This is a genomic window from Mesorhizobium sp. AA22, from assembly GCF_001672375.2.
GTDB lineage: Bacteria > Pseudomonadota > Alphaproteobacteria > Rhizobiales > Rhizobiaceae > Mesorhizobium > Mesorhizobium wenxiniae.
Genome location: NZ_CP048406.1, coordinates 1,208,456 through 1,225,549, shown reverse-complemented (window position 1 = coordinate 1,225,549; position 17,094 = coordinate 1,208,456). Strand labels below are relative to the sequence as shown.

Genomic DNA, 17,094 nt, shown 5'->3' with positions numbered 1-17,094 from the left:
CGCCAGTGGAAGGATCTACTCCGCGGCACCTCTGAAAGCATTCGACCCGGTTTCGAACTGCAGCTTGGCCAGCCGCGCATAGATACCGCCCTTGGCAACGAGGCTTTGATGGGTGCCTTCCTCGACGATGCAGCCGCCATCCATCACGAGGATCCGGTCGGCCTTCAGAACCGTCGCCAGCCGGTGGGCGATAACGATGGTGGTGCGGCCCTGCATCAGCCGCTCCAGCGCCGTCTGCACCAGCGTCTCGCTTTCGGCGTCGAGTGCCGAGGTCGCCTCGTCGAGCAGAAGGATCGGCGCATCCCGCAGAATCGCGCGGGCAATCGCCACGCGCTGGCGCTGGCCGCCGGACAGGGTCACGCCGCGCTCGCCGACCTCGCTGTCATAGCCTTTCTCGAGCTTCAGGATGAACTCGTCGGCAAGCGCATCCTTGGCCGCCGCCTCGATCTCGGCCTGGCTGGCGTCCGGACGGCCGAAGCCGATATTGTCACGCGCGCTGGCCGCGAAGATGGTGACATCCTGCGGCACGATGGCGATGCGCTCTCGTATGGCGACGGGATCGGCCTCTCGCACATTAACGCCGTCGATCATGATCTTGCCGATCTCGGGGTCATAGAAGCGCAGAAGCAGCGAAAAGACCGTGCTCTTGCCGGCGCCCGACGGGCCGACGATCGCCACCGTCTCGCCGGGCTTGACCTGGAAACTCAGACCGTGGACGGCGGCGCGGTCGGGCCCAGCCGGATAGGAGAAGGATACGTCGTCGAAACTTATTGCGCCCCTGGCCGTCGCCGGTAGCAGTTTCGGATGCGCGGGGGCTTGGATCGCGGGCTTCTCGGCCAGGATCTCGGTCAGCCGTTCGGCAGCACCCGCCGCCTGGGCAAGCTCGCCCCACACTTCCGACAGCGCACCGAGCGCGCCGGCGGCGAACACCGAATAGAGCAGGAATTGGCCGAGCGTGCCCGGCGACAGCGTCCCGCCAAGCACGTCGCGCGATCCGAACCACAGCACCGCCACCACCGAGGAAAAGATCATGAAGATGGCGAAGAAGGTGAGGAAAGATCGGGCAAAGATCGAAGATCGCGCCGCCTCGAACGCGGCTTCCACGGCAGATGAAAAATTCCCGGTGACCAGTTTCTCGTTGGTGAAGGCCTGCAGCGTGCGCACCGCGCCGATCTGCTCGCTGGCATAGGCCGTCGCGTCGGCCAGCGTGTCCTGCGCCAGCCGCGATTTGCGCCGCACCGAGCGGCCGAAGGCGACCAGCGGCAGCACGATCACCGGGATAGCGGCAATGACGAGGCCCGACAGTTTCGGGCTGGTGAAGACCATCATCGCCACGGCGCCGAGCCCCAGGATGACATTGCGCAGCGCCACCGAAGCGGTGGCACCGACCGCCGATTTTATCTGCGTTGTGTCGGCGGCGAGCCGCGACACAATCTCGCCCGACTGGGCGGTGTCGAAGAAAGATGGCGACAGCGTCGTGACATGGCGGAACACGTCGTTGCGGATGTCGGCGACGACGCGCTCGCCCAGCGTGATGACGAAATAGTAGCGGCTGGCCGACGCCGCGGCGAGCAAGGCAGCCATCACCACCAGCATGGCGAAATACTCGGCGATGAAACTGGAATCGGAAGCTGAAAAGCCGTGGTCGATCATGCGCCGCACGGCCAGCGGCAGCGCCAGCGTCGTCGCCGCCGCTACGGTCAGCGAGACGACCGCGCCAATGACCATCTTCCGGTAGCGGGTGATATAGGGGAACAGGCGCCGCAGCGGCTTGAGCGAGCGCCTACGCTCGTCTGCATCGCCGCTGGGGTGCGCCATAACCGTTTCCTCTGGCTCTTTTTAATATGCGCTTGCCGCGGCCTTGTGATTCAATTCCGGCTGATGTATAGGCTCGCCGACCGTTTTTAAAAGCCGTGGCTCCTCAATAGCTGCGGCTTCGAGTTTTAAAAAGGGGCGCATCGACGCAGGCTTATGCCCGTCAGCAGCGCCGGCGAACCAGGAATAGCACAATGAAGACCGACATCCATCCCGACTACCACACCATCAAGATCGTCATGACCGACGGCACCGAATACATGACCCGTTCGACCTGGGGCAAGGAGGGCGACACGATGAACCTCGACATCGACCCGACCACCCATCCGGCCTGGACCGGCGGCCAGCAGACCCTGCTCGACCGCGGCGGCCGCTTGTCGAAGTTCAAGAAGCGTTTCGAAGGTTTCGGCCTCTAAGCCGCAGACTTTTCGCAGATCAAGAACCCGCCCTCATGGCGGGTTTTTTGTTGACTGGAGCCACCCGGCACAGGAGGGTCGACTGGTTGGCGAAGGGCGGCGACATGATCGCAATCAACGATGAACGATGGTCCGGCCTCACGGGCGGATACAAGGTCGTTTATGATCCACGACCGGCCTTGCGAAAGCTGGCCGTTCACTACGATGACAAGTCGGTCTGGGACGAGCTCTGGAACGAACTGCACCATCAGGGCGATGTTGGAGACGCATCTTACGCCGCGGTTGTGGAACTGGCTCGCATCTCCGAAGGCCAAACTCCAGTATATTGGGGAGCTTACGGTCTGGCCGCGACGATCGAAGAAGCGCGATTGACCTACGACCGGAACCCGCCGGTTCCGGATTGGATCGAACCACACTACAAAACTGCGTGGCAGATCCTTTTCGAATTGGCCTTGCGGGATCTGGCAGTTTCGGCGGACGACCCGACCGTAAACTGCGCACTGGCCGTTGTCGCCCTTCATAGAGGCCGGTTCAGCCTCGGCCGCATGGCGATGTGCGCGGAAGATGAGCGCACGGAAATGCTACGGGATTATTTCGGCCGGTAGTCTCCGGCTCTATTCGCCGACCAGTTCGCGCAGCGCCATGCGCTTGTAGGCGGCGACCAACCTGTCGCCCTCTTCTCGCTCCACCGAAATCGCCAGCCGCATGGCGGCCTCGCCCATCTGCCAGATGAGAAACGCCGTCGTTTCCAGCGCCGCCGGATCGGCGGCAGGCCGCAGCCGTTTTAGCACCGCCGTGAGGAATTCGGCGTTGGCCCGGCTGTCGGCAAGCTCGAGTTCGCGCAGCGCCTTGTCGGCCTGTGTGCCCGACCAGATGTCACGCATCACCGGCTCCGCCAGGAACAGCCCGTAATAGATATCCACCAGCTCGGAAAACGCCCGCCGCAGCCCTTCCGCGTCGCTCACCTCGGCAAGTGCTGCCGCGATGCAGGCCTGGCTTTCGGCGGTGTAGCGCTCGGCCAGCGCCCAGATGATCGCCCGCTTGTCCGGAAAGAACTGGTAGAGCGAGCCGATCGACACGCCGGCCCGTTCCGCCACTTCGCCCATGCGCATGGCATCGCTGCCTTGCTCGGCGATCAAAGCGGAGGCGGCGGCCAGCATCCGTTCGACCCGTTCGCGGCTGCGTTGCTGGCTTGGCGCCCGGCGCGGCGAGGCGATCTGGCCATCCTGTGAACCCGATACGGTCGAGCCTTCCATCACTGTCTCCAAGCGAATGATCAACAAATTGGCTTGACTCGCAAAATACGAGGGTTTATCACGTTTTGCAAATGTGAGGATTACTCATGTTTGTGAACAAAGGAAAATCACCCATGATCGACACAGTACGGAAACCGACTTTAATCCTCGGCGGCACCGGCAAGACCGGCCGTCGTCTCGCAGACCGGCTGACGGCGCAGGGCCTGCCAGTGCGGATTGGCTCGCGCTCGGGCACGCCGCCCTTCGACTGGGAAAACAACACGACCTGGGAACCCGCGCTTGATGGTGTCGGGGCCGTCTACATCAGCTACTATCCCGATCTTGCGGTGCCGGGTGCCGCCGAAGCGGTCGGCGCCTTCGCCAGACTTGCCGTGGAGCGCGGTGTGCGCCGGCTGGTGCTGCTGTCGGGGCGCGGCGAAACCGAAGCCCAGCGCGCCGAAGTGATGCTGAAGGCCTCAGGCGCCGACTGGACGATCCTGCGCTGCGCCTGGTTTGCCCAGAACTTCAGCGAGAGTTTTTTGCTCGATCCGCTGCTCGCCGGCGAGGTGGCTTTGCCGGTCGGCAATGTCGGAGAACCGTTCGTCGACGCCGAAGACATTGCTGACGCCGCCGTTACAGTGCTTACCCGGCAAGGTCATATCGGCCAGCTTTACGAGCTGACCGGGCCGCGGCTGCTGAGCTTCGCCGAGGCGGTCGCCGAGATCGGCAAGGCAGCTGGCCGCAACATCGGCTTCAAGCAGATTTCGCATGCCGAGTTCGCCGCCGCAATCGCCGCGCACGCGCTGCCGGCCGAGTTTGCCTGGCTGCTCAACGAACTGTTCACCGAGGTGCTCGACGGCCGCAACGAGGTGCTAGCCGACGGCGTCGAGCGCGTGCTCGGCCGAGCGCCAAGGGACTTCTCCGCCTACGCAATCGAAACCGCCGCTACGGGCATCTGGAGCAACTGACATGATCATGAAACTGCTCCCTACCCTAACCTTCGTAGCCGCGCTCGGCTCGGGCGTCGTCGCTGGTGTCTTCTTCGCCTTTTCCAGCTTCGTCATGCCGGGCCTCGCCCGCTTGCCTGCCGCGGGCGGCATCGCCGCCATGAATTCGATCAACGTCACTGCGGTGGCGCCGATGTTCATGACCGCGCTTTTCGGCACCGGACTGGTCTGCCTCGTCCTCGTTGTCGGCGCCATTCTCGGCTGGAATCAGCCGGGTTCGTTCTGGCTTCTCGCCGGCGCCCTGATCTATGTCGTCGGCAACCTGATCGTGACCATGATCTTCAACGTGCCGCTCAACAACGCGCTGGCCGCCGTCGATCCGGCAAGCGCCAACGGCGCCGCCGTGTGGGCCACCTATGTCAGGGACTGGGTGATGTGGAACCACGTCCGCACCATTACCGCCATCGTGGCGCTGGGCTGCTTCATCGTGGCGTGGCGGTGAATGAGGCCAGAAATCTAAAAGACCTTGCGTCAGGCAGGGTCTTTTGACTTGTGGCCCTTACGATCGGCATGACCGAGATGGCGATCCGGATCGATCACGTCGCGAACCAGTTGCTTAAGCCTTGCAGCGTCGGGAAAGCCGCCGTCGCGCTTGCGGTCCCAGACCAGCGTGTCGTTGCAGGAAATGGTGAAAATGCCGCCGGTGCCCGGCACCAGCGTGACCTCGCCCAGATCCGTTCCGAAAGTCGAGAGCAGCTCCTGCGCCATCCAGCCGGCCCGCAGCAGCCACTGGCACTGCGTGCAATAGGTGATGCGGACCTGAGGCAGCGCCTGTGGGGTCATCTCGGACTGAGCTCGCTCATGTCAGACTGAGCTTTGCTCATGTCTTCGGGCTGAGCTCGCTCATGTCTGGGCTGAGCTCGCTCATGTCTGGGCTGAGCTGTGCTCATGCGGCGCTGAGCTTCGCCATGGTCTCGTCGTCGACCTCGAAATTGGCGTAGACACTCTGCACGTCGTCATCGTCCTCAAGCGTCGCGACCAGCTTCATCAGCGATTGTGCCCGCTCCTCGTCGACCGCGATGTTGGTTTGCGGCTTCCAGATCGGCTTCACTGATTCAGCCTCGCCGAGCGCGCCTTCCAGCGCCTTTGACACTTCGCCGAGGTTCTCGAAGGCGCAATAGATCGTGTGCCCTTCCTCGTCCGACTGGACGTCGTCGGCACCGGCTTCGATTGCCGCGTCCATGACCTTCTCGGCACTGCCGACTGACGCCGGATAGAAGATCTCGCCGACACGGTCCCACATGAACGAAACCGAGCCGGTTTCGCCCATCGCCCCACCGGCCTTGGTGAAGGCGGCGCGCACATTCGACGCCGAGCGGTTGCGGTTGTCGGTCAGCGCCTCGACGATCAGCGCAACGCCACCCGGCCCGTAGCCTTCGTAGCGCACGGCTTCGTAAGTCTCGGCGTCGCCCATCGACGCCTTGTTGATGGCTCGCTGGATGTTGTCCTTCGGCATCGACACCGCTTTGGCGTTCTGCACGGCAAGACGCAGGCGCGGGTTCATCGACGGATCCGGCGTGCCGCTCTTGGCGGCGACGGTTATTTCGCGCGCCAGCTTGGAAAACATTTTCGACCGCACCGCGTCCTGGCGGCCCTTGCGGTGCATGATGTTCTTAAACTGTGAATGGCCAGCCATGGCACCCCTGTCGTCTTCTTGGCAAAGCATCCTGCAGCGAGACCTCGCCTTTTGCCAAAATGCTCGAATTCATAATTTCAGAACGTTCCTGGTCCGTCCGGATGGACGTACGGCGCTCTATGTCGGAATGGCCGGCTTATAGATAAATCGGCTCAATTCGTCCAGCCGCGCCGTAACGGTGGTGCGCAACACGTCCGCCAGCTGCATTCCTGCGGCCATTCACCCGTCCAGATCGGATTTCAGCCGGTCGAGAATGCTGATCGCATGCGTGGCGTACTGGCTGATCCAGCGATCGTGGATCTGCTTGATCGGCAGCGCATTGAGATGATTCCAGCGTTCGCGCCCCTCGCGCCGCGCGACGACCAGGTCGGCTTCCTCCAGCACTTTCAGATGCAGCATGACGGTGCAGCGGTCCATGTCGGGAAAGGCATCGCACAGCATGCCGGTGGTGCGCGGCGCGTCCTTCAGCTCGTCCAGCAGCGCACGCCGGCGCGGATGCGCCAGCGCCTTGAAAACATTGTCGTCCTGCGCTTTGCTTGACATGTTATATTTTTATAACATAATACCGATCTGATCAAGGAAGGAGCTGTGGATATGTCTCTTGAATTCAGGGTTTCGGGCCGCATCGGCAAACCGGTTGCCGAAGTTTTCGACGCGGTCGTCAACCCGAACAAACTCAGCGGCTATTTCACCACAATCGGCGGCGCCAGTGCCCCGCTGGTGGCCGGCGCCAAGGTCGTCTGGTGGGGCAAGGTCCCGGTCGAGGTCGACGAGGTGGAGAGAAACAACCGCATCGTGCTGCGCTGGGATGCCACCGACGCCGACGGCAAGCCGGCTTACAAGACGCGCATCGAGATGAGTTTCGAGCCGCTGGACGACGGCGGCACCTTCGTCACCATCGCCGAGGCCGGCTGGCACGAGGACGCGGTCGGCCTGAAGAAGTCTTACCTCAATTGCGAGGGCTGGTCGCAGATGCTGGCCTGCATGAAGGCCTATGTCGAATACGGGATCAATTTGCGCGACGGATATTACCGCAGCGAGATGAAGGGCGAACCGGCCAGTGAAGACAATATCTGAGAAGACGGAGGAAAGAATGACTGCGAAGATCACCGGCGGCATCAACATCGCCATGAAAGTGCCGCCCCACCAATATCAGGACACGATCGCCTTCTACCGCGATGTCGTCGGGCTGAAGCCGTTCACAGCCAAAGCGCCGGCTGTTGGTTTCGAGCTCGGCCCCAATCGCCTGTGGATCGATGAGGCGCCGATGCTGAGCCAGGCCGAGGTCTGGCTGGAGCTGTTCACCGATGATTTTCCGGCCGCAGCCGATCACCTCGCCAAGGCCGGCGTCGTGCGCTGCGACGCCATCGAGGCGCTCGGCGAAGATTTCCGCGGCGGCTGGATCACCAATCCGGCCAATATTATCCACCTGGTGCGCGAACCCAACGCCTGGTGACCCCGACGCCTGGCGACAGGGGCGGCATCGACTTGAGAAGGAGGACGACATGGAAATCCGCGAGACACCTACCGCCGAAGCCGGCATGCTGATCCGGCGGCCGGTCGCAGAAGTGTTCGAAGCCATCGTCGATCCGGCGATCACCCGGAAATTCTGGTTCACTCATGGCAGCGACAGGCTCGACAGCGGCAAGGAGGTTCGCTGGGAATGGCGCATGTACGACGTCTCGGCGCCGGTCACGGTCAGCGAGATCGTCAGGAACGAAAAGATCGTCATACAATGGAGCGATCCGCCGACCACGGTGGTCTGGACTTTTACCAAGATGCCGGGCGGCACGACCTTTGTCGAGGTTCGCAATTTCGGTTTTGCCGGCAGCCCCGATGAACAGGTCAAGCAGGCGATCGGCTCGACCGATGGCTTCGCGCTCGTGCTCGCCGGCGCCAAGGCGTGGCTGGAGCAAGGGCTGACGCTTGGCCTGATCGGCGACCGTCATCCGAAGGGTGTTCCGGCGACTTAGAACGCACCGGCTTCGCCAGACCGGCGCGCCAACCTTAGTGCCCGCCGGCCTTTGCCTTTCTGCGACGTCGCGCCAGCATGTTGAGGCCCTCGACAAGGGCGGAAAAACCCATGGCGGCGTAGATGTAGCCCTTCGGCACATGGAAGCCCATGCCGTCGGCGATCAGCGTCATGCCGATCATCAGCAGGAAACTCAGCGCCAGCATGACGATGCTCGGGTTCTTGGCGATGAAGTTGGCGAGCGGCCCGGCCGCCAGCATCATCACGGTGACTGCCACGATAACGGCGATGTACATGATGGCGATCTCGTCGGTCATGCCGACCGCAGTGATGATCGAATCGATCGAGAAGACGAGGTCGAGCAGCAGGATCTGGAAGATGGCGCCGGCCATCGAAAGCTGCAGCGTCTCGCCCATCATCGTGTCCTGGTGATCCTCGAGATCGACCGTGTGGTGTATCTCCTTGGTCGCTTTCCAGACGAGGAATAGGCCGCCGGCGATCAGGATCAGATCGCGCCAGGAAAAGCCATGGCCGAAAGCTGTGAATACCGGCGCCGTCAACTGGACGATGATCGAGATGGTGGCAAGCAGCACCAGCCGCATGATCAGCGCGGCGGAAATGCCGAGCCGCCGGGCGCGGGCCCTTTGTGCCTCCGGCAATTTGTTGGTCAGGATCGAGATGAAGATCAGATTGTCGATGCCGAGCACAACCTCCAGCACGATCAGCGTCAGCAACGCGACCCACGCGGTCGGATCGGAGACAAAGGCGAAATGCGGCGCCAGGAATTCGATGAGCTGCATGGAGGTCGTCCCCTCTTACGATCTAGAGCAGTGTCGCCGGCAGTTAGGTATCGCAGGCGTTGATATCAATGTCACGACCAGAAAGATGGCGCGGTTTCCTCGAGCCGCGGTCCGCGGCGAAACGGCGCAATCCGCTCGGTCAGGCCGCTGCGATCCGAAATGTCGACACCGACGCCGCACAATGTCGCCGGGCCGGTCGCCGCCTCGAAGCGTCCTTTCGGCACCTTCGACAGAAACCGGTTGAGCGGCTCCTCCTTGTCCATGCCGAGCGAGGAATCATAGTCGCCGCACATGCCGGCGTCGGAGATATAACCGGTGCCGCCATTGAGGATGTGGTGGTCGCCGGTCGGCTGGTGCGTGTGGGTGCCGACGACGAGACTAGCGCGGCCGTCGACGAAATGCGCAAAGCACATTTTTTCGGAGGTCGCCTCGGCATGGAAATCGATGACCACCGCATCGGCCTGCTCGCCGAGCGGGCAGGCGGCAAGCTCGCGCTCACCGGCCTGGAACGGATCGTCGAGTTCGGGATGCATGAACACCCGGCCCATGATGTTGGCGACCAGAACGCGCGCGCCATTCCTGGCAATGTAGACGCCGGAGCCGCGCCCCGGCGTGCCCTTGGGGAAATTGGACGGGCGCAGGAACCGCTCCTCGCGCGGGGCGAAAACCAGCGCGTCGCGCTGGTCCCAGACATGGTTCCCGGTGGTGACGACATCGGCACCCGCCGAGATCGTCTCGCGAAAGATCTCTTCGGTGATGCCGAAACCGCCGGCGGCGTTCTCACCATTGACGATGACGAAGTCGAGTTTGAAATCCGAGATCAGGCCGGGCAGTTGTTCCCACACCGCCGTGCGTCCCGTCTTGCCGACCATATCGCCGAGGAAGAGAAGTCTCATATAAGCATGATCCCGAACCGAAGGTCAGCGAAGCAAAAAGCTGCATGACTTTCGGAAAAGACCATGCGTCCAGGAACTTATCTACAATTTCGGCGCGAACCGGCGCAACCCGTTCTCGGTGAGTATTTCCGAGATGATCACGTCATGCGACTCGTCCGGCACCAGCGCCACCTCCTGGCAGTCGAAAGCAATGCCGATCAGTCGCGGCGGTTGCCCCTTGTCGACCAGCCGCGCGATCGCGCGGTCGTAATAACCGGCGCCGTACCCAATCCGGTGGCCGCGCGCGTCGAAAGCCGCGAGCGGCACGAGCATCACCTGGGGATCGAGCACCTCCGCCTCCTCATGTGGTCCGACGGTGCCGAACCCCATGTCGACCATCGGTGCGCCACGCACCAGTTCGCGAAAGACGATGGTGGTCTTGTCGAGAATCGCCGGCAGGCAAAGCCTTGCTCCCTTTTCGCGCAAGGCGAACATCAGCGGCCGGATATCGACTTCCGAGCGCATCGGCCAGAAGCCGGAGACGATCTGGCCAGGCTCTATCGCAATGCTGTCCCGCGCCGTCTCGGCCATTTCGAGCGCTGCCTCCACCCGCCAGAATGGATCGAGCGCGTCGCGGCGCCCGAGTGCTTCGCGTCGCAAATGTCTTTTCAGGTCTTTTGAGGTTGTCATGCGCGGACGGTAGAAAAGATCAGATTTGGATGGAGTTTTAGGAGCGACGTTTTCTACCGCATGATCCACCGAAGTGTCAGCGGTTCGGTGAAAAGATCATGCGAAATGAGATCAGCGGAGCGAACTTTTCGTTCGTGAGCACCGCACAAAGCGGTGCGACAAAATCCGCCAAAGATGGCCTTTTTGATGGGTGACGATCCACACAACCGGTGGAGAGAGCGATCCCGGGAACCTACAAAGTAGGTGGGCGCCGTATGAGAAAACCCACGGGTCTTCCCAGGGACAGCTCCCTAGGGATCATTAAGGCCCCGGGGAAAATGTTCTCCTGCCGGGAAGCGCAGACCGTCACGACCAATATAGGCTGACGATCGACCAAGCGCCAGAGAGATGGCCATGTTCGCCGGCTTAATTCGTCACAAAGCCCTGCCTGGGACCTGCGCGACACGAGGTTTCACCGCGCCTCGCCGCGGTGCCTTGCACAGGCTGGACTGTCTCCTTACGGTTGCCCATCAAAACCGAGGAGCAAGAATGCGTTTCGAAGGCACGGCGGCCTATGTCGCCGACAAGGATCTGATGGTGGCGGTCAATGCGGCGATCGCGCTGGAGCGGCCATTGCTGGTCAAGGGCGAGCCCGGCACCGGCAAGACCGAACTGGGCAGGCAAGTGGCGGCGGCGCTCGGCCTCGAGCTGATCGAATGGCATGTCAAGTCGACGACAAGGGCGCAGCAGGGCCTCTACGAGTATGACGCCGTCTCGCGGCTGCGCGACAGCCAGCTCGGCGACGAGCGCTTCAACGACATCAGGAACTATATCAACCGCGGCAAGCTGTGGGACGCCTTCGCCGCAGGCAAGAAGGTCGTGCTTCTGATCGACGAGATCGACAAGGCAGATATCGAGTTCCCCAACGACCTGTTGCAGGAACTCGATAGGATGGAGTTTTTCGTCTACGAGACCGGCCAAACGATCCGCGCCGCCGTGCGCCCGATCGTCATCATCACCTCCAACAACGAGAAGGAACTGCCGGACGCCTTCCTGCGCCGCTGCTTCTTCCACTATATCCGCTTCCCCGACGTCGAGACGCTGCACAGGATAGTCGACGTGCACTATCCCGGCATCAAGCAGAACCTGGTGCGCGCCGCATTGACCCAGTTCTACGAGATCCGCGACGTGCCTGGCCTGAAGAAGAAGCCGTCGACCTCCGAAGCGCTCGATTGGATCAGGCTCTTGGTCGCCGATGACATCGCGCCCGAGGATCTGCGCGCAGATCCGAAGAATGCGCTGCCGAAATTGCATGGTGCGCTTTTGAAAAACGAACAGGACGTGCATTTGTTCGAGCGCCTGGCATTTATGGCGAGAAGGCAGGGGTGAGGAGCGGTCGGCCAAAGGCCGACGAAAAGCCAACGATTTGGCCTTTGGAGCGACGAACGCCCGGAGCCATAGCGAAGGCCGGGCATACGCGTCGGACAGCGCTTTCCCGTTGCTGGACCGTTGCCGCCGGCCGGGCACCGAGGCAGCCTAGGCATAAAGCTTCGGAAGGGAAATGAAATGACCGGGATTACCGTCCGCCCACTGGCACAATCCGACCACGCCGACTGGCAGCGTCTGTGGACTGCCTACCTCAACTTCTACGAAACCAGACTGCCGGAGGAGGTCTACGCCGTCACCTGGAAGCGCCTGTTCACGGCGGGTGAGTTCGAACCGAAGGGGTTCATCGCCACCTTCGACGGCAAGGCGGTCGGCCTGACGCACTATCTTTATCATCGCTCCTGCTGGTCGCAGATGAACAATTGCTATCTGCAGGACCTGTTCGCCGACCCGGATGTGCGCGGCAAGGGCGTCGGCGCCGCCCTGATCGAAGCGGTCAAGCAGGAAGCCGGCAAGGTCGGCGTCAAGAACGTCTACTGGATGACCCACGAAACCAACACCACAGCGCGCAAGCTCTACGACCACGTGGCGCGGCGGACCGGCTTCATCGAGTATGATCTGCTATAGGCAGTGCGATGTTCATCCCCTTCTTCCTCGAACTGAAGGCTGCGCGGGTTCCCGTCTCGCTCCGAGAATATCTGTGGCTGCTGGAAGGGCTGGAGGCGGGGCTGGTCGACTATGACGTCGAGGGATTTTACTATCTCGCCCGCTCAGCACTGGTGAAGGACGAGCGCCACATCGACCGTTTCGATCAGGTCTTTTCGCACGTTTTCAAGGGCGTCGAAGCGCTGGCTGGCGAAAACGCGGTCGATGTCGAAAACATCCCGGAGGAATGGCTGCGCCGGCTCGCCGAAAAGCACCTGACCGACGAGGAGACAAAGCTGGTCGAAGCGCTCGGCGGTTTCGAAAAGCTGATGGAAACGCTGAAGAAGCGGCTGGAGGAACAGAAGGGCCGCCACCAGGGCGGTTCGAAATGGATCGGCACCGGCGGCACCTCACCCTTCGGCGCCTATGGCTATAATCCCGAAGGCGTTCGCATCGGCCAGCATGAAAGCCGCAACCGCCGCGCGGTCAAAGTCTGGGACAAGCGCGAGTTCAGGAATTTCGACGATGCCGTCGAACTCGGCACCCGCAATATCAAGGTCGCGCTGAAGCGGCTGCGCCGCTGGGTGCGCGAAGGCGCCGAGGAGGAGTTCGACCTGCCCGGCACCATCCACGCCACGGCCGAACATGGCTATCTCGACGTGCAGACGCGACCTGAGCGACGCAATGCCGTGAAGCTGCTGATGTTCTTCGACGTCGGCGGTTCGATGGACGACCACATCAAAAGCGTCGAGGAGCTGTTTTCGGCTGCCCGTGCCGAATTCCGCCAGCTCGAATACTTTTACTTCCACAACTGCCTTTACGAAGGCGTTTGGAAGGACAATCGCCGCCGCCATGCGGAGGTGATCCCGACCTTCGACCTCCTCCACAAATACGGCCCGGACTACAAGGTGATCGTCGTCGGCGATGCTTCGATGAGCCCTTACGAGATCGCGCATCCCGGCGGCTCGGTCGAGCACTGGAATCCGGAGGCCGGCGTCGTCTGGCTCGGCCGTCTGCTGCAGCAATGGCCGAACGCGGTATGGCTCAACCCGGAAAATCAGAAGAACTGGGGTTTCACCCATTCGATCGCCATGATCCGCGATATCTTTGGCGGCCGCATGTTTCCGCTGACGCTCGCCGGGCTCGAAGCCGCGACGAAGCAACTTTCAAGGAAGCACTGAATGGATTTCCGGCAAGCAAGACAGGAAGGCCGATGACCTGTTTCCTCTGCCTGCAATGTGGCGTCCAGTTCACGGCGGCAGCCGCGCCGCCGGACCATTGCCCGATCTGCGAGGACGAGCGGCAATATGTGCGCTGGGAGGGCCAGGCCTGGATCACGCCGGAAGAGCTCGCCGCCGGGCATCGGATCGTGATCAAGGACGACGCCGGTCTGCTAGGCTTCGGCGTCGAGCCGCGCTTCGCCATCGGTCAGCGGGCGCTGCTGGCGCAAACGGCGTATGGCAATGTCCTGTGGGACTGCATCTCGATGGTCAGCGACGAGGCGGTGGCCGAAGTCAACCGACGGGGCGGCCTGGCCGCGATCGCTATTTCGCACTGCCATTATTATTCGGCAATGGTCGAGTGGAGCGAGGCGTTTGGCGGCGTGCCGATCTACCTGCACGCCAATGATCGCAAGTGGATCATGCGGCCGCATCCGGCTGTTGTCAGTTGGGAAGGTGAGACCCGCGTTCTAAGCCCCGCGCTGACACTTATCCGTTGCGGCGGTCACTTTGCCGGTGGCCAGGTGCTGCACTGGAAACGCGAGGGCGGCGACGCCATCCTGGCCGGCGACATCTTGCAGGTGACGCCGACTCGCCGCCATGTCAGCTTTATGTACAGCTACCCCAACTACATCCCGCTCAATGCGGCGAAAGTGCTCGGCATCGAGGCTGCGCTGGAGCCTTTCGCGTTCGACCATATCTATGGCGCATGGTGGAACCAGAACGTCATCGGAGATGCAAAGACGGCATTTGCAGCGTCGGTTGCGCGGTATCTCACGGCGATCGCCTGAGGAATTCTTCGCGGCAGGATCGGAAATACCGGCAAACGCCGTAACAAATGCCTATTTTAGGCGAACTGGGGGAAGACAACCCCAATAGCGGCATGAGCTAAGAGGCAAAATGGATAGTCACACCTACCCCGTAACCCGCACCGATGCCGAATGGCGCGCCCGGCTGACGCCGGAGCAATATGCGGTGATGCGCAACCACGGCACCGAGCGGCCGGGCAGCTGCGCCCTGCTTCACGAGAAGCGCGCCGGCACCTTTTCCTGTGTCGGCTGCGACCAGCCATTGTTCGAATCCAAGCTGAAGTTCGAGAGCGGCACCGGGTGGCCGAGCTTCAACGATCCGGTGCCCGGTTCGGTCGAGACGACCGTCGACCGCAGCTATGGCATGGTCCGCACCGAATGCCATTGCGCCCGCTGCGGCAGCCATCTTGGCCATGTCTTCGAGGACGGGCCGCCGCCGACCGGCCTGCGCTATTGTATCAATGGCGTCGCGCTGAAATTCGAGCCGGCCGCCTGATAGGAATTCGACGGTGGCAAAGGACGGCTGCGGCCGCCCTTTGCCGGGCAGCACTTTCCTGTCAGATCACCACCACCAGGATCAGCCACAGCACAGCCCCCAGCGTCATCAGCGAAGCCTTGACGCCACCGGATTTTTCGGCGGTCCGCCACACCGCAAAAGTCAGAAAGAAATTATACGGCACCGGTGCGAAATGCACCGCCAGAACGAGAGCGAGCGGCAGCTTCAGCCCGAGGAGGATGAGCGCCAGCACCGACACTGCGGTGTTGATCGCCGTGCCGACAAGGACAAGATCGCGCCAGAACAGCCGATCGAGCGGGGCCGTGCCTTGCCAGCGCGAGCGGAAGAAACCCGCCGGACGGCCTGCCTCGCCGTCTTCGCCTTCGAAGGTCTCTGGCGCACTCATCGATGCGGCTTTCTCTCATTCGATGGCAGAGATGTCCAAAGCAGCAAGCCTGTCAACGCAACTCGATCATCGGCACGCAAGCGTATGATCTGACAGATTGTCATCAAACGGTCGTGAAACCTTTCTACGTCGCCCTTGTCGGCATCTCGGCAAGGGTATCTTACCGGAATTTGCCGCCTCCATCATCCAGTCGCCTGACAGGGAGGTCTTGAGATGAGCGATAATGTCTACAACGTGCTGTTTCTTTGCAACGCCAATTCGGCGCGATCCATCATGGCGGAAGCCATCCTCAATCGGATCGGTGCCGGCAGGTTCAAGGCCTTTTCCGCCGGTTCGCAGCCGAAGGGCGAGGTCAATCCCTTCGCACTGCAGCTGCTCGAAAGCCTCAATTACGATACGAGCTTCGCGCGTTCGAAAGGCTGGGACGAGTTTGCCGAGCCCGATGCGCCGGAAATGAACTTCATCTTCACGCTTTGCGACAGCACCGCAAACGAATCTTGTCCGATCTGGCCGGGTCATCCGATGACCGCGCTCTGGTCTATACCGGACCCAGCCAAGGCGGACGGCACCGAAGCCGAACTGCACCTTGCCTTTGCCGATGCCTATCGCATGCTCAACAACCGCATTTCGCTGTTCACCAATCTGCGGGTGGATGCACTCGATCATCTGGCGCTGCAACAGCATCTCGATGCGATCGGCCGGGACACGGCGAAGCCGAACTAATGCATGTCGCCCAAAAGTGCGCAGCGGTTTTGGGGTAACGACATGCATAAAAACAAAACTAAAGCGCGTCGCACGAATCGCTTCAGCCGCGACGCGCTTTAGGCCCAAGCCGCCGACAGGCAGGCGAATTCACGAACCGGCTTCGCCACCCTCGCCGAGAACCTCGGCAACGGCGCGCTCGAAGCGCGATGCTTCCGTCACCAGCCAGTCAGCCATGGCCGGCCAATTGTCCTCGGCAAAGCAGTTCACCCGCCACAGCGAATTGATGCCTAGGCCCTCGCAACTCTGTTCTGGCCTGAGCTTCAACCTGTCTTCGATCGCCGGCTGGAACGGCTTCAACCGCGACCAGGCTTCCGTGGCACCGAACTTCTCGTTGCGGCCGAAGAAGACGCCGACATGGTTCTGCGCCGGCGCGACATACATCGAAAGGACCAAGGCGAAGTCGGGCAGCCCGCGCTGCCAGAACCAGGGTCCGCGTCGCGCCATCAGAGCCCTTTCTTCCGGATGCCGTTCCGAAAAGAGCGTCCAGAAGCCGCGTTGGCGGAATTCAGAGGCGCGGCGGACGCCAAAGTCGAATTCGCTCATGGTTCGACCCGTTGAGGGCGCCGCAACCGGCGCCCAGGGCTGTTACCAGCTTTACACCATGCCGAGTGCGGCTTTGTAGAGGTCGAGGATGGTTTCCTCCTCTTGCCGCTCGGCCTGATCCTTCTTGCGCAGCCGGATGATCGACCGCATCGCCTTGGTGTCGAAGCCGGTGCCTTTGGCCTCGGCGAACACTTCCTTGATGTCGTCGGCGATCGTCTTCTTCTCTTCCTCGAGCCGCTCGATGCGCTCGATGAAGGCTCGCAGCTGGCCGGCGGCAACAGTCTGGCTGGTTTCGGTGATGTCGTCGGCCATTTTTTCTCCGCGTCGTTTCCATGCCGCGACTCAGGAACTGTCGCGGCGAATTTGCAGCGGTTCGATGCCCGACCGGGGGCGACCGGT

24 protein-coding genes and 1 other RNA gene are annotated in these 17,094 nt (G+C 62.0%); 13 read left to right on the top strand and 12 right to left on the bottom strand.

Annotated elements, in window-relative coordinates; genetic code table 11:
• Positions 1-15 precede the first annotated feature (15 nt).
• Complete coding sequence (locus tag A9K68_RS05825) at positions 16-1,818, bottom strand: ABC transporter transmembrane domain-containing protein (RefSeq protein ID WP_163602988.1); 1,803 nt, start codon at positions 1,816-1,818, stop codon at positions 16-18.
• Between the two features lie 191 nt (positions 1,819-2,009).
• Here A9K68_RS05825 and rpmE point away from each other — a divergent pair, with 191 nt between their 5' ends.
• On the top strand, positions 2,010-2,231 hold the full coding sequence (gene rpmE / locus A9K68_RS05820) for a 50S ribosomal protein L31 (protein WP_065011237.1): 222 nt from the start codon (positions 2,010-2,012) through the stop codon (positions 2,229-2,231).
• Between the two features lie 104 nt (positions 2,232-2,335).
• Positions 2,336-2,836 (top strand): hypothetical protein, encoded by a 501-nt coding sequence (locus A9K68_RS05815; protein WP_065011341.1) that lies wholly within the window; start codon positions 2,336-2,338, stop codon positions 2,834-2,836.
• Positions 2,837-2,845: 9 nt separating this feature from the next.
• Here A9K68_RS05815 and A9K68_RS05810 read toward each other — a convergent pair whose 3' ends face one another.
• A complete protein-coding gene (locus tag A9K68_RS05810; RefSeq protein ID WP_065011236.1) occupies positions 2,846-3,487 on the bottom strand; it encodes a TetR/AcrR family transcriptional regulator in 642 nt (213 codons plus the stop codon).
• Between the two features lie 113 nt (positions 3,488-3,600).
• Here A9K68_RS05810 and A9K68_RS05805 point away from each other — a divergent pair, with 113 nt between their 5' ends.
• Together A9K68_RS05805 and A9K68_RS05800 are read left to right on the top strand one after the other, a co-directional pair.
• Positions 3,601-4,434, top strand: a complete 834-nt coding sequence (locus A9K68_RS05805; protein ID WP_065011340.1) for an NAD(P)H-binding protein — start codon at positions 3,601-3,603, stop codon at positions 4,432-4,434.
• A gap of 1 nt (position 4,435) precedes the next feature.
• Positions 4,436-4,915, top strand: coding sequence for an anthrone oxygenase family protein (locus A9K68_RS05800; protein WP_082982672.1), 480 nt, complete (start codon positions 4,436-4,438; stop codon positions 4,913-4,915).
• Between the two features lie 29 nt (positions 4,916-4,944).
• Here A9K68_RS05800 and A9K68_RS05795 read toward each other — a convergent pair whose 3' ends face one another.
• The 3 genes from A9K68_RS05795 to A9K68_RS05785 all read right to left on the bottom strand — a co-directional run bounded on the left by A9K68_RS05795 (position 4,945) and on the right by A9K68_RS05785 (position 6,652).
• Positions 4,945-5,256 (bottom strand): SelT/SelW/SelH family protein, encoded by a 312-nt coding sequence (locus A9K68_RS05795; protein WP_065011235.1) that lies wholly within the window; start codon positions 5,254-5,256, stop codon positions 4,945-4,947.
• Between the two features lie 103 nt (positions 5,257-5,359).
• Positions 5,360-6,109 (bottom strand): YebC/PmpR family DNA-binding transcriptional regulator, encoded by a 750-nt coding sequence (locus A9K68_RS05790; protein ID WP_023800014.1) that lies wholly within the window; start codon positions 6,107-6,109, stop codon positions 5,360-5,362.
• Positions 6,110-6,328: 219 nt separating this feature from the next.
• Positions 6,329-6,652 carry a metalloregulator ArsR/SmtB family transcription factor gene (locus A9K68_RS05785; RefSeq protein ID WP_065011234.1) on the bottom strand — a complete coding sequence of 108 codons (324 nt, stop codon included), beginning with the start codon at positions 6,650-6,652 and terminating at the stop codon, positions 6,329-6,331.
• A gap of 51 nt (positions 6,653-6,703) precedes the next feature.
• On the opposite strand from A9K68_RS05785, the gene A9K68_RS05780 reads away from it, so the two are divergent.
• The 3 genes from A9K68_RS05780 to A9K68_RS05770 are packed head-to-tail and all read left to right on the top strand — an operon-like array spanning position 6,704 to position 8,082.
• Entirely contained in the window at positions 6,704-7,186 is a 483-nt protein-coding gene (locus A9K68_RS05780; RefSeq protein ID WP_065011338.1) for an SRPBCC domain-containing protein, read from the top strand.
• Positions 7,187-7,202: 16 nt separating this feature from the next.
• On the top strand, positions 7,203-7,565 hold the full coding sequence (locus tag A9K68_RS05775; RefSeq protein ID WP_065011233.1) for a glyoxalase/bleomycin resistance/dioxygenase family protein: 363 nt from the start codon (positions 7,203-7,205) through the stop codon (positions 7,563-7,565).
• A 49-nt stretch (positions 7,566-7,614) separates the two neighbouring features.
• Positions 7,615-8,082: an SRPBCC family protein gene (locus A9K68_RS05770; protein ID WP_065011232.1), complete on the top strand. Its 468-nt coding sequence runs from the start codon at positions 7,615-7,617 to the stop codon at positions 8,080-8,082.
• Between the two features lie 34 nt (positions 8,083-8,116).
• Here A9K68_RS05770 and A9K68_RS05765 read toward each other — a convergent pair whose 3' ends face one another.
• The 4 genes from A9K68_RS05765 to ssrS form a co-directional block, all read right to left on the bottom strand.
• Positions 8,117-8,881, bottom strand: coding sequence for a TerC family protein (locus tag A9K68_RS05765; protein ID WP_029348937.1), 765 nt, complete (start codon positions 8,879-8,881; stop codon positions 8,117-8,119).
• A 71-nt stretch (positions 8,882-8,952) separates the two neighbouring features.
• A complete protein-coding gene (locus A9K68_RS05760; RefSeq protein WP_065011231.1) occupies positions 8,953-9,777 on the bottom strand; it encodes a YmdB family metallophosphoesterase in 825 nt (274 codons plus the stop codon).
• Positions 9,778-9,858: 81 nt separating this feature from the next.
• Positions 9,859-10,446, bottom strand: coding sequence for a 5-formyltetrahydrofolate cyclo-ligase (locus A9K68_RS05755; protein WP_065011230.1), 588 nt, complete (start codon positions 10,444-10,446; stop codon positions 9,859-9,861).
• 191 nt (positions 10,447-10,637) lie between these two features.
• A non-coding RNA gene (gene ssrS / locus A9K68_RS05750) (6S RNA) lies at positions 10,638-10,793 on the bottom strand.
• Positions 10,794-10,974: 181 nt separating this feature from the next.
• On the opposite strand from ssrS, the gene A9K68_RS05745 reads away from it, so the two are divergent.
• The 5 genes from A9K68_RS05745 to msrB all read left to right on the top strand — a co-directional run bounded on the left by A9K68_RS05745 (position 10,975) and on the right by msrB (position 14,981).
• The gene (locus tag A9K68_RS05745) at positions 10,975-11,814 is read left to right on the top strand and encodes a MoxR family ATPase (RefSeq protein ID WP_065011229.1); all 840 of its coding nucleotides are present in this window, start codon (positions 10,975-10,977) and stop codon (positions 11,812-11,814) included.
• Positions 11,815-11,991: 177 nt separating this feature from the next.
• Positions 11,992-12,438, top strand: a complete 447-nt coding sequence (locus A9K68_RS05740) for a GNAT family N-acetyltransferase (RefSeq protein ID WP_065011228.1) — start codon at positions 11,992-11,994, stop codon at positions 12,436-12,438.
• 8 nt (positions 12,439-12,446) lie between these two features.
• Positions 12,447-13,637: a VWA domain-containing protein gene (locus A9K68_RS05735; RefSeq protein ID WP_065011227.1), complete on the top strand. Its 1,191-nt coding sequence runs from the start codon at positions 12,447-12,449 to the stop codon at positions 13,635-13,637.
• A 32-nt stretch (positions 13,638-13,669) separates the two neighbouring features.
• Entirely contained in the window at positions 13,670-14,467 is a 798-nt protein-coding gene (locus tag A9K68_RS05730) for an MBL fold metallo-hydrolase (protein WP_065011226.1), read from the top strand.
• Positions 14,468-14,576: 109 nt separating this feature from the next.
• Positions 14,577-14,981 (top strand): peptide-methionine (R)-S-oxide reductase MsrB, encoded by a 405-nt coding sequence (msrB, locus tag A9K68_RS05725; RefSeq protein ID WP_027152870.1) that lies wholly within the window; start codon positions 14,577-14,579, stop codon positions 14,979-14,981.
• Between the two features lie 61 nt (positions 14,982-15,042).
• Here msrB and A9K68_RS05720 read toward each other — a convergent pair whose 3' ends face one another.
• Positions 15,043-15,387, bottom strand: coding sequence for a hypothetical protein (locus A9K68_RS05720; protein WP_065011225.1), 345 nt, complete (start codon positions 15,385-15,387; stop codon positions 15,043-15,045).
• A 213-nt stretch (positions 15,388-15,600) separates the two neighbouring features.
• Between A9K68_RS05720 and A9K68_RS05715 the strand changes: the two genes are divergently transcribed.
• Positions 15,601-16,110, top strand: coding sequence for an arsenate reductase ArsC (locus tag A9K68_RS05715; RefSeq protein WP_065011224.1), 510 nt, complete (start codon positions 15,601-15,603; stop codon positions 16,108-16,110).
• 129 nt (positions 16,111-16,239) lie between these two features.
• On the opposite strand, the gene A9K68_RS05710 is transcribed toward A9K68_RS05715, so the two are convergent.
• Positions 16,240-16,695, bottom strand: coding sequence for a hypothetical protein (locus tag A9K68_RS05710; protein ID WP_065011223.1), 456 nt, complete (start codon positions 16,693-16,695; stop codon positions 16,240-16,242).
• A 51-nt stretch (positions 16,696-16,746) separates the two neighbouring features.
• On the bottom strand, positions 16,747-17,007 hold the full coding sequence (locus A9K68_RS05705) for a DUF2312 domain-containing protein (RefSeq protein WP_023800031.1): 261 nt from the start codon (positions 17,005-17,007) through the stop codon (positions 16,747-16,749).
• Positions 17,008-17,094: the final 87 nt, after the last annotated feature.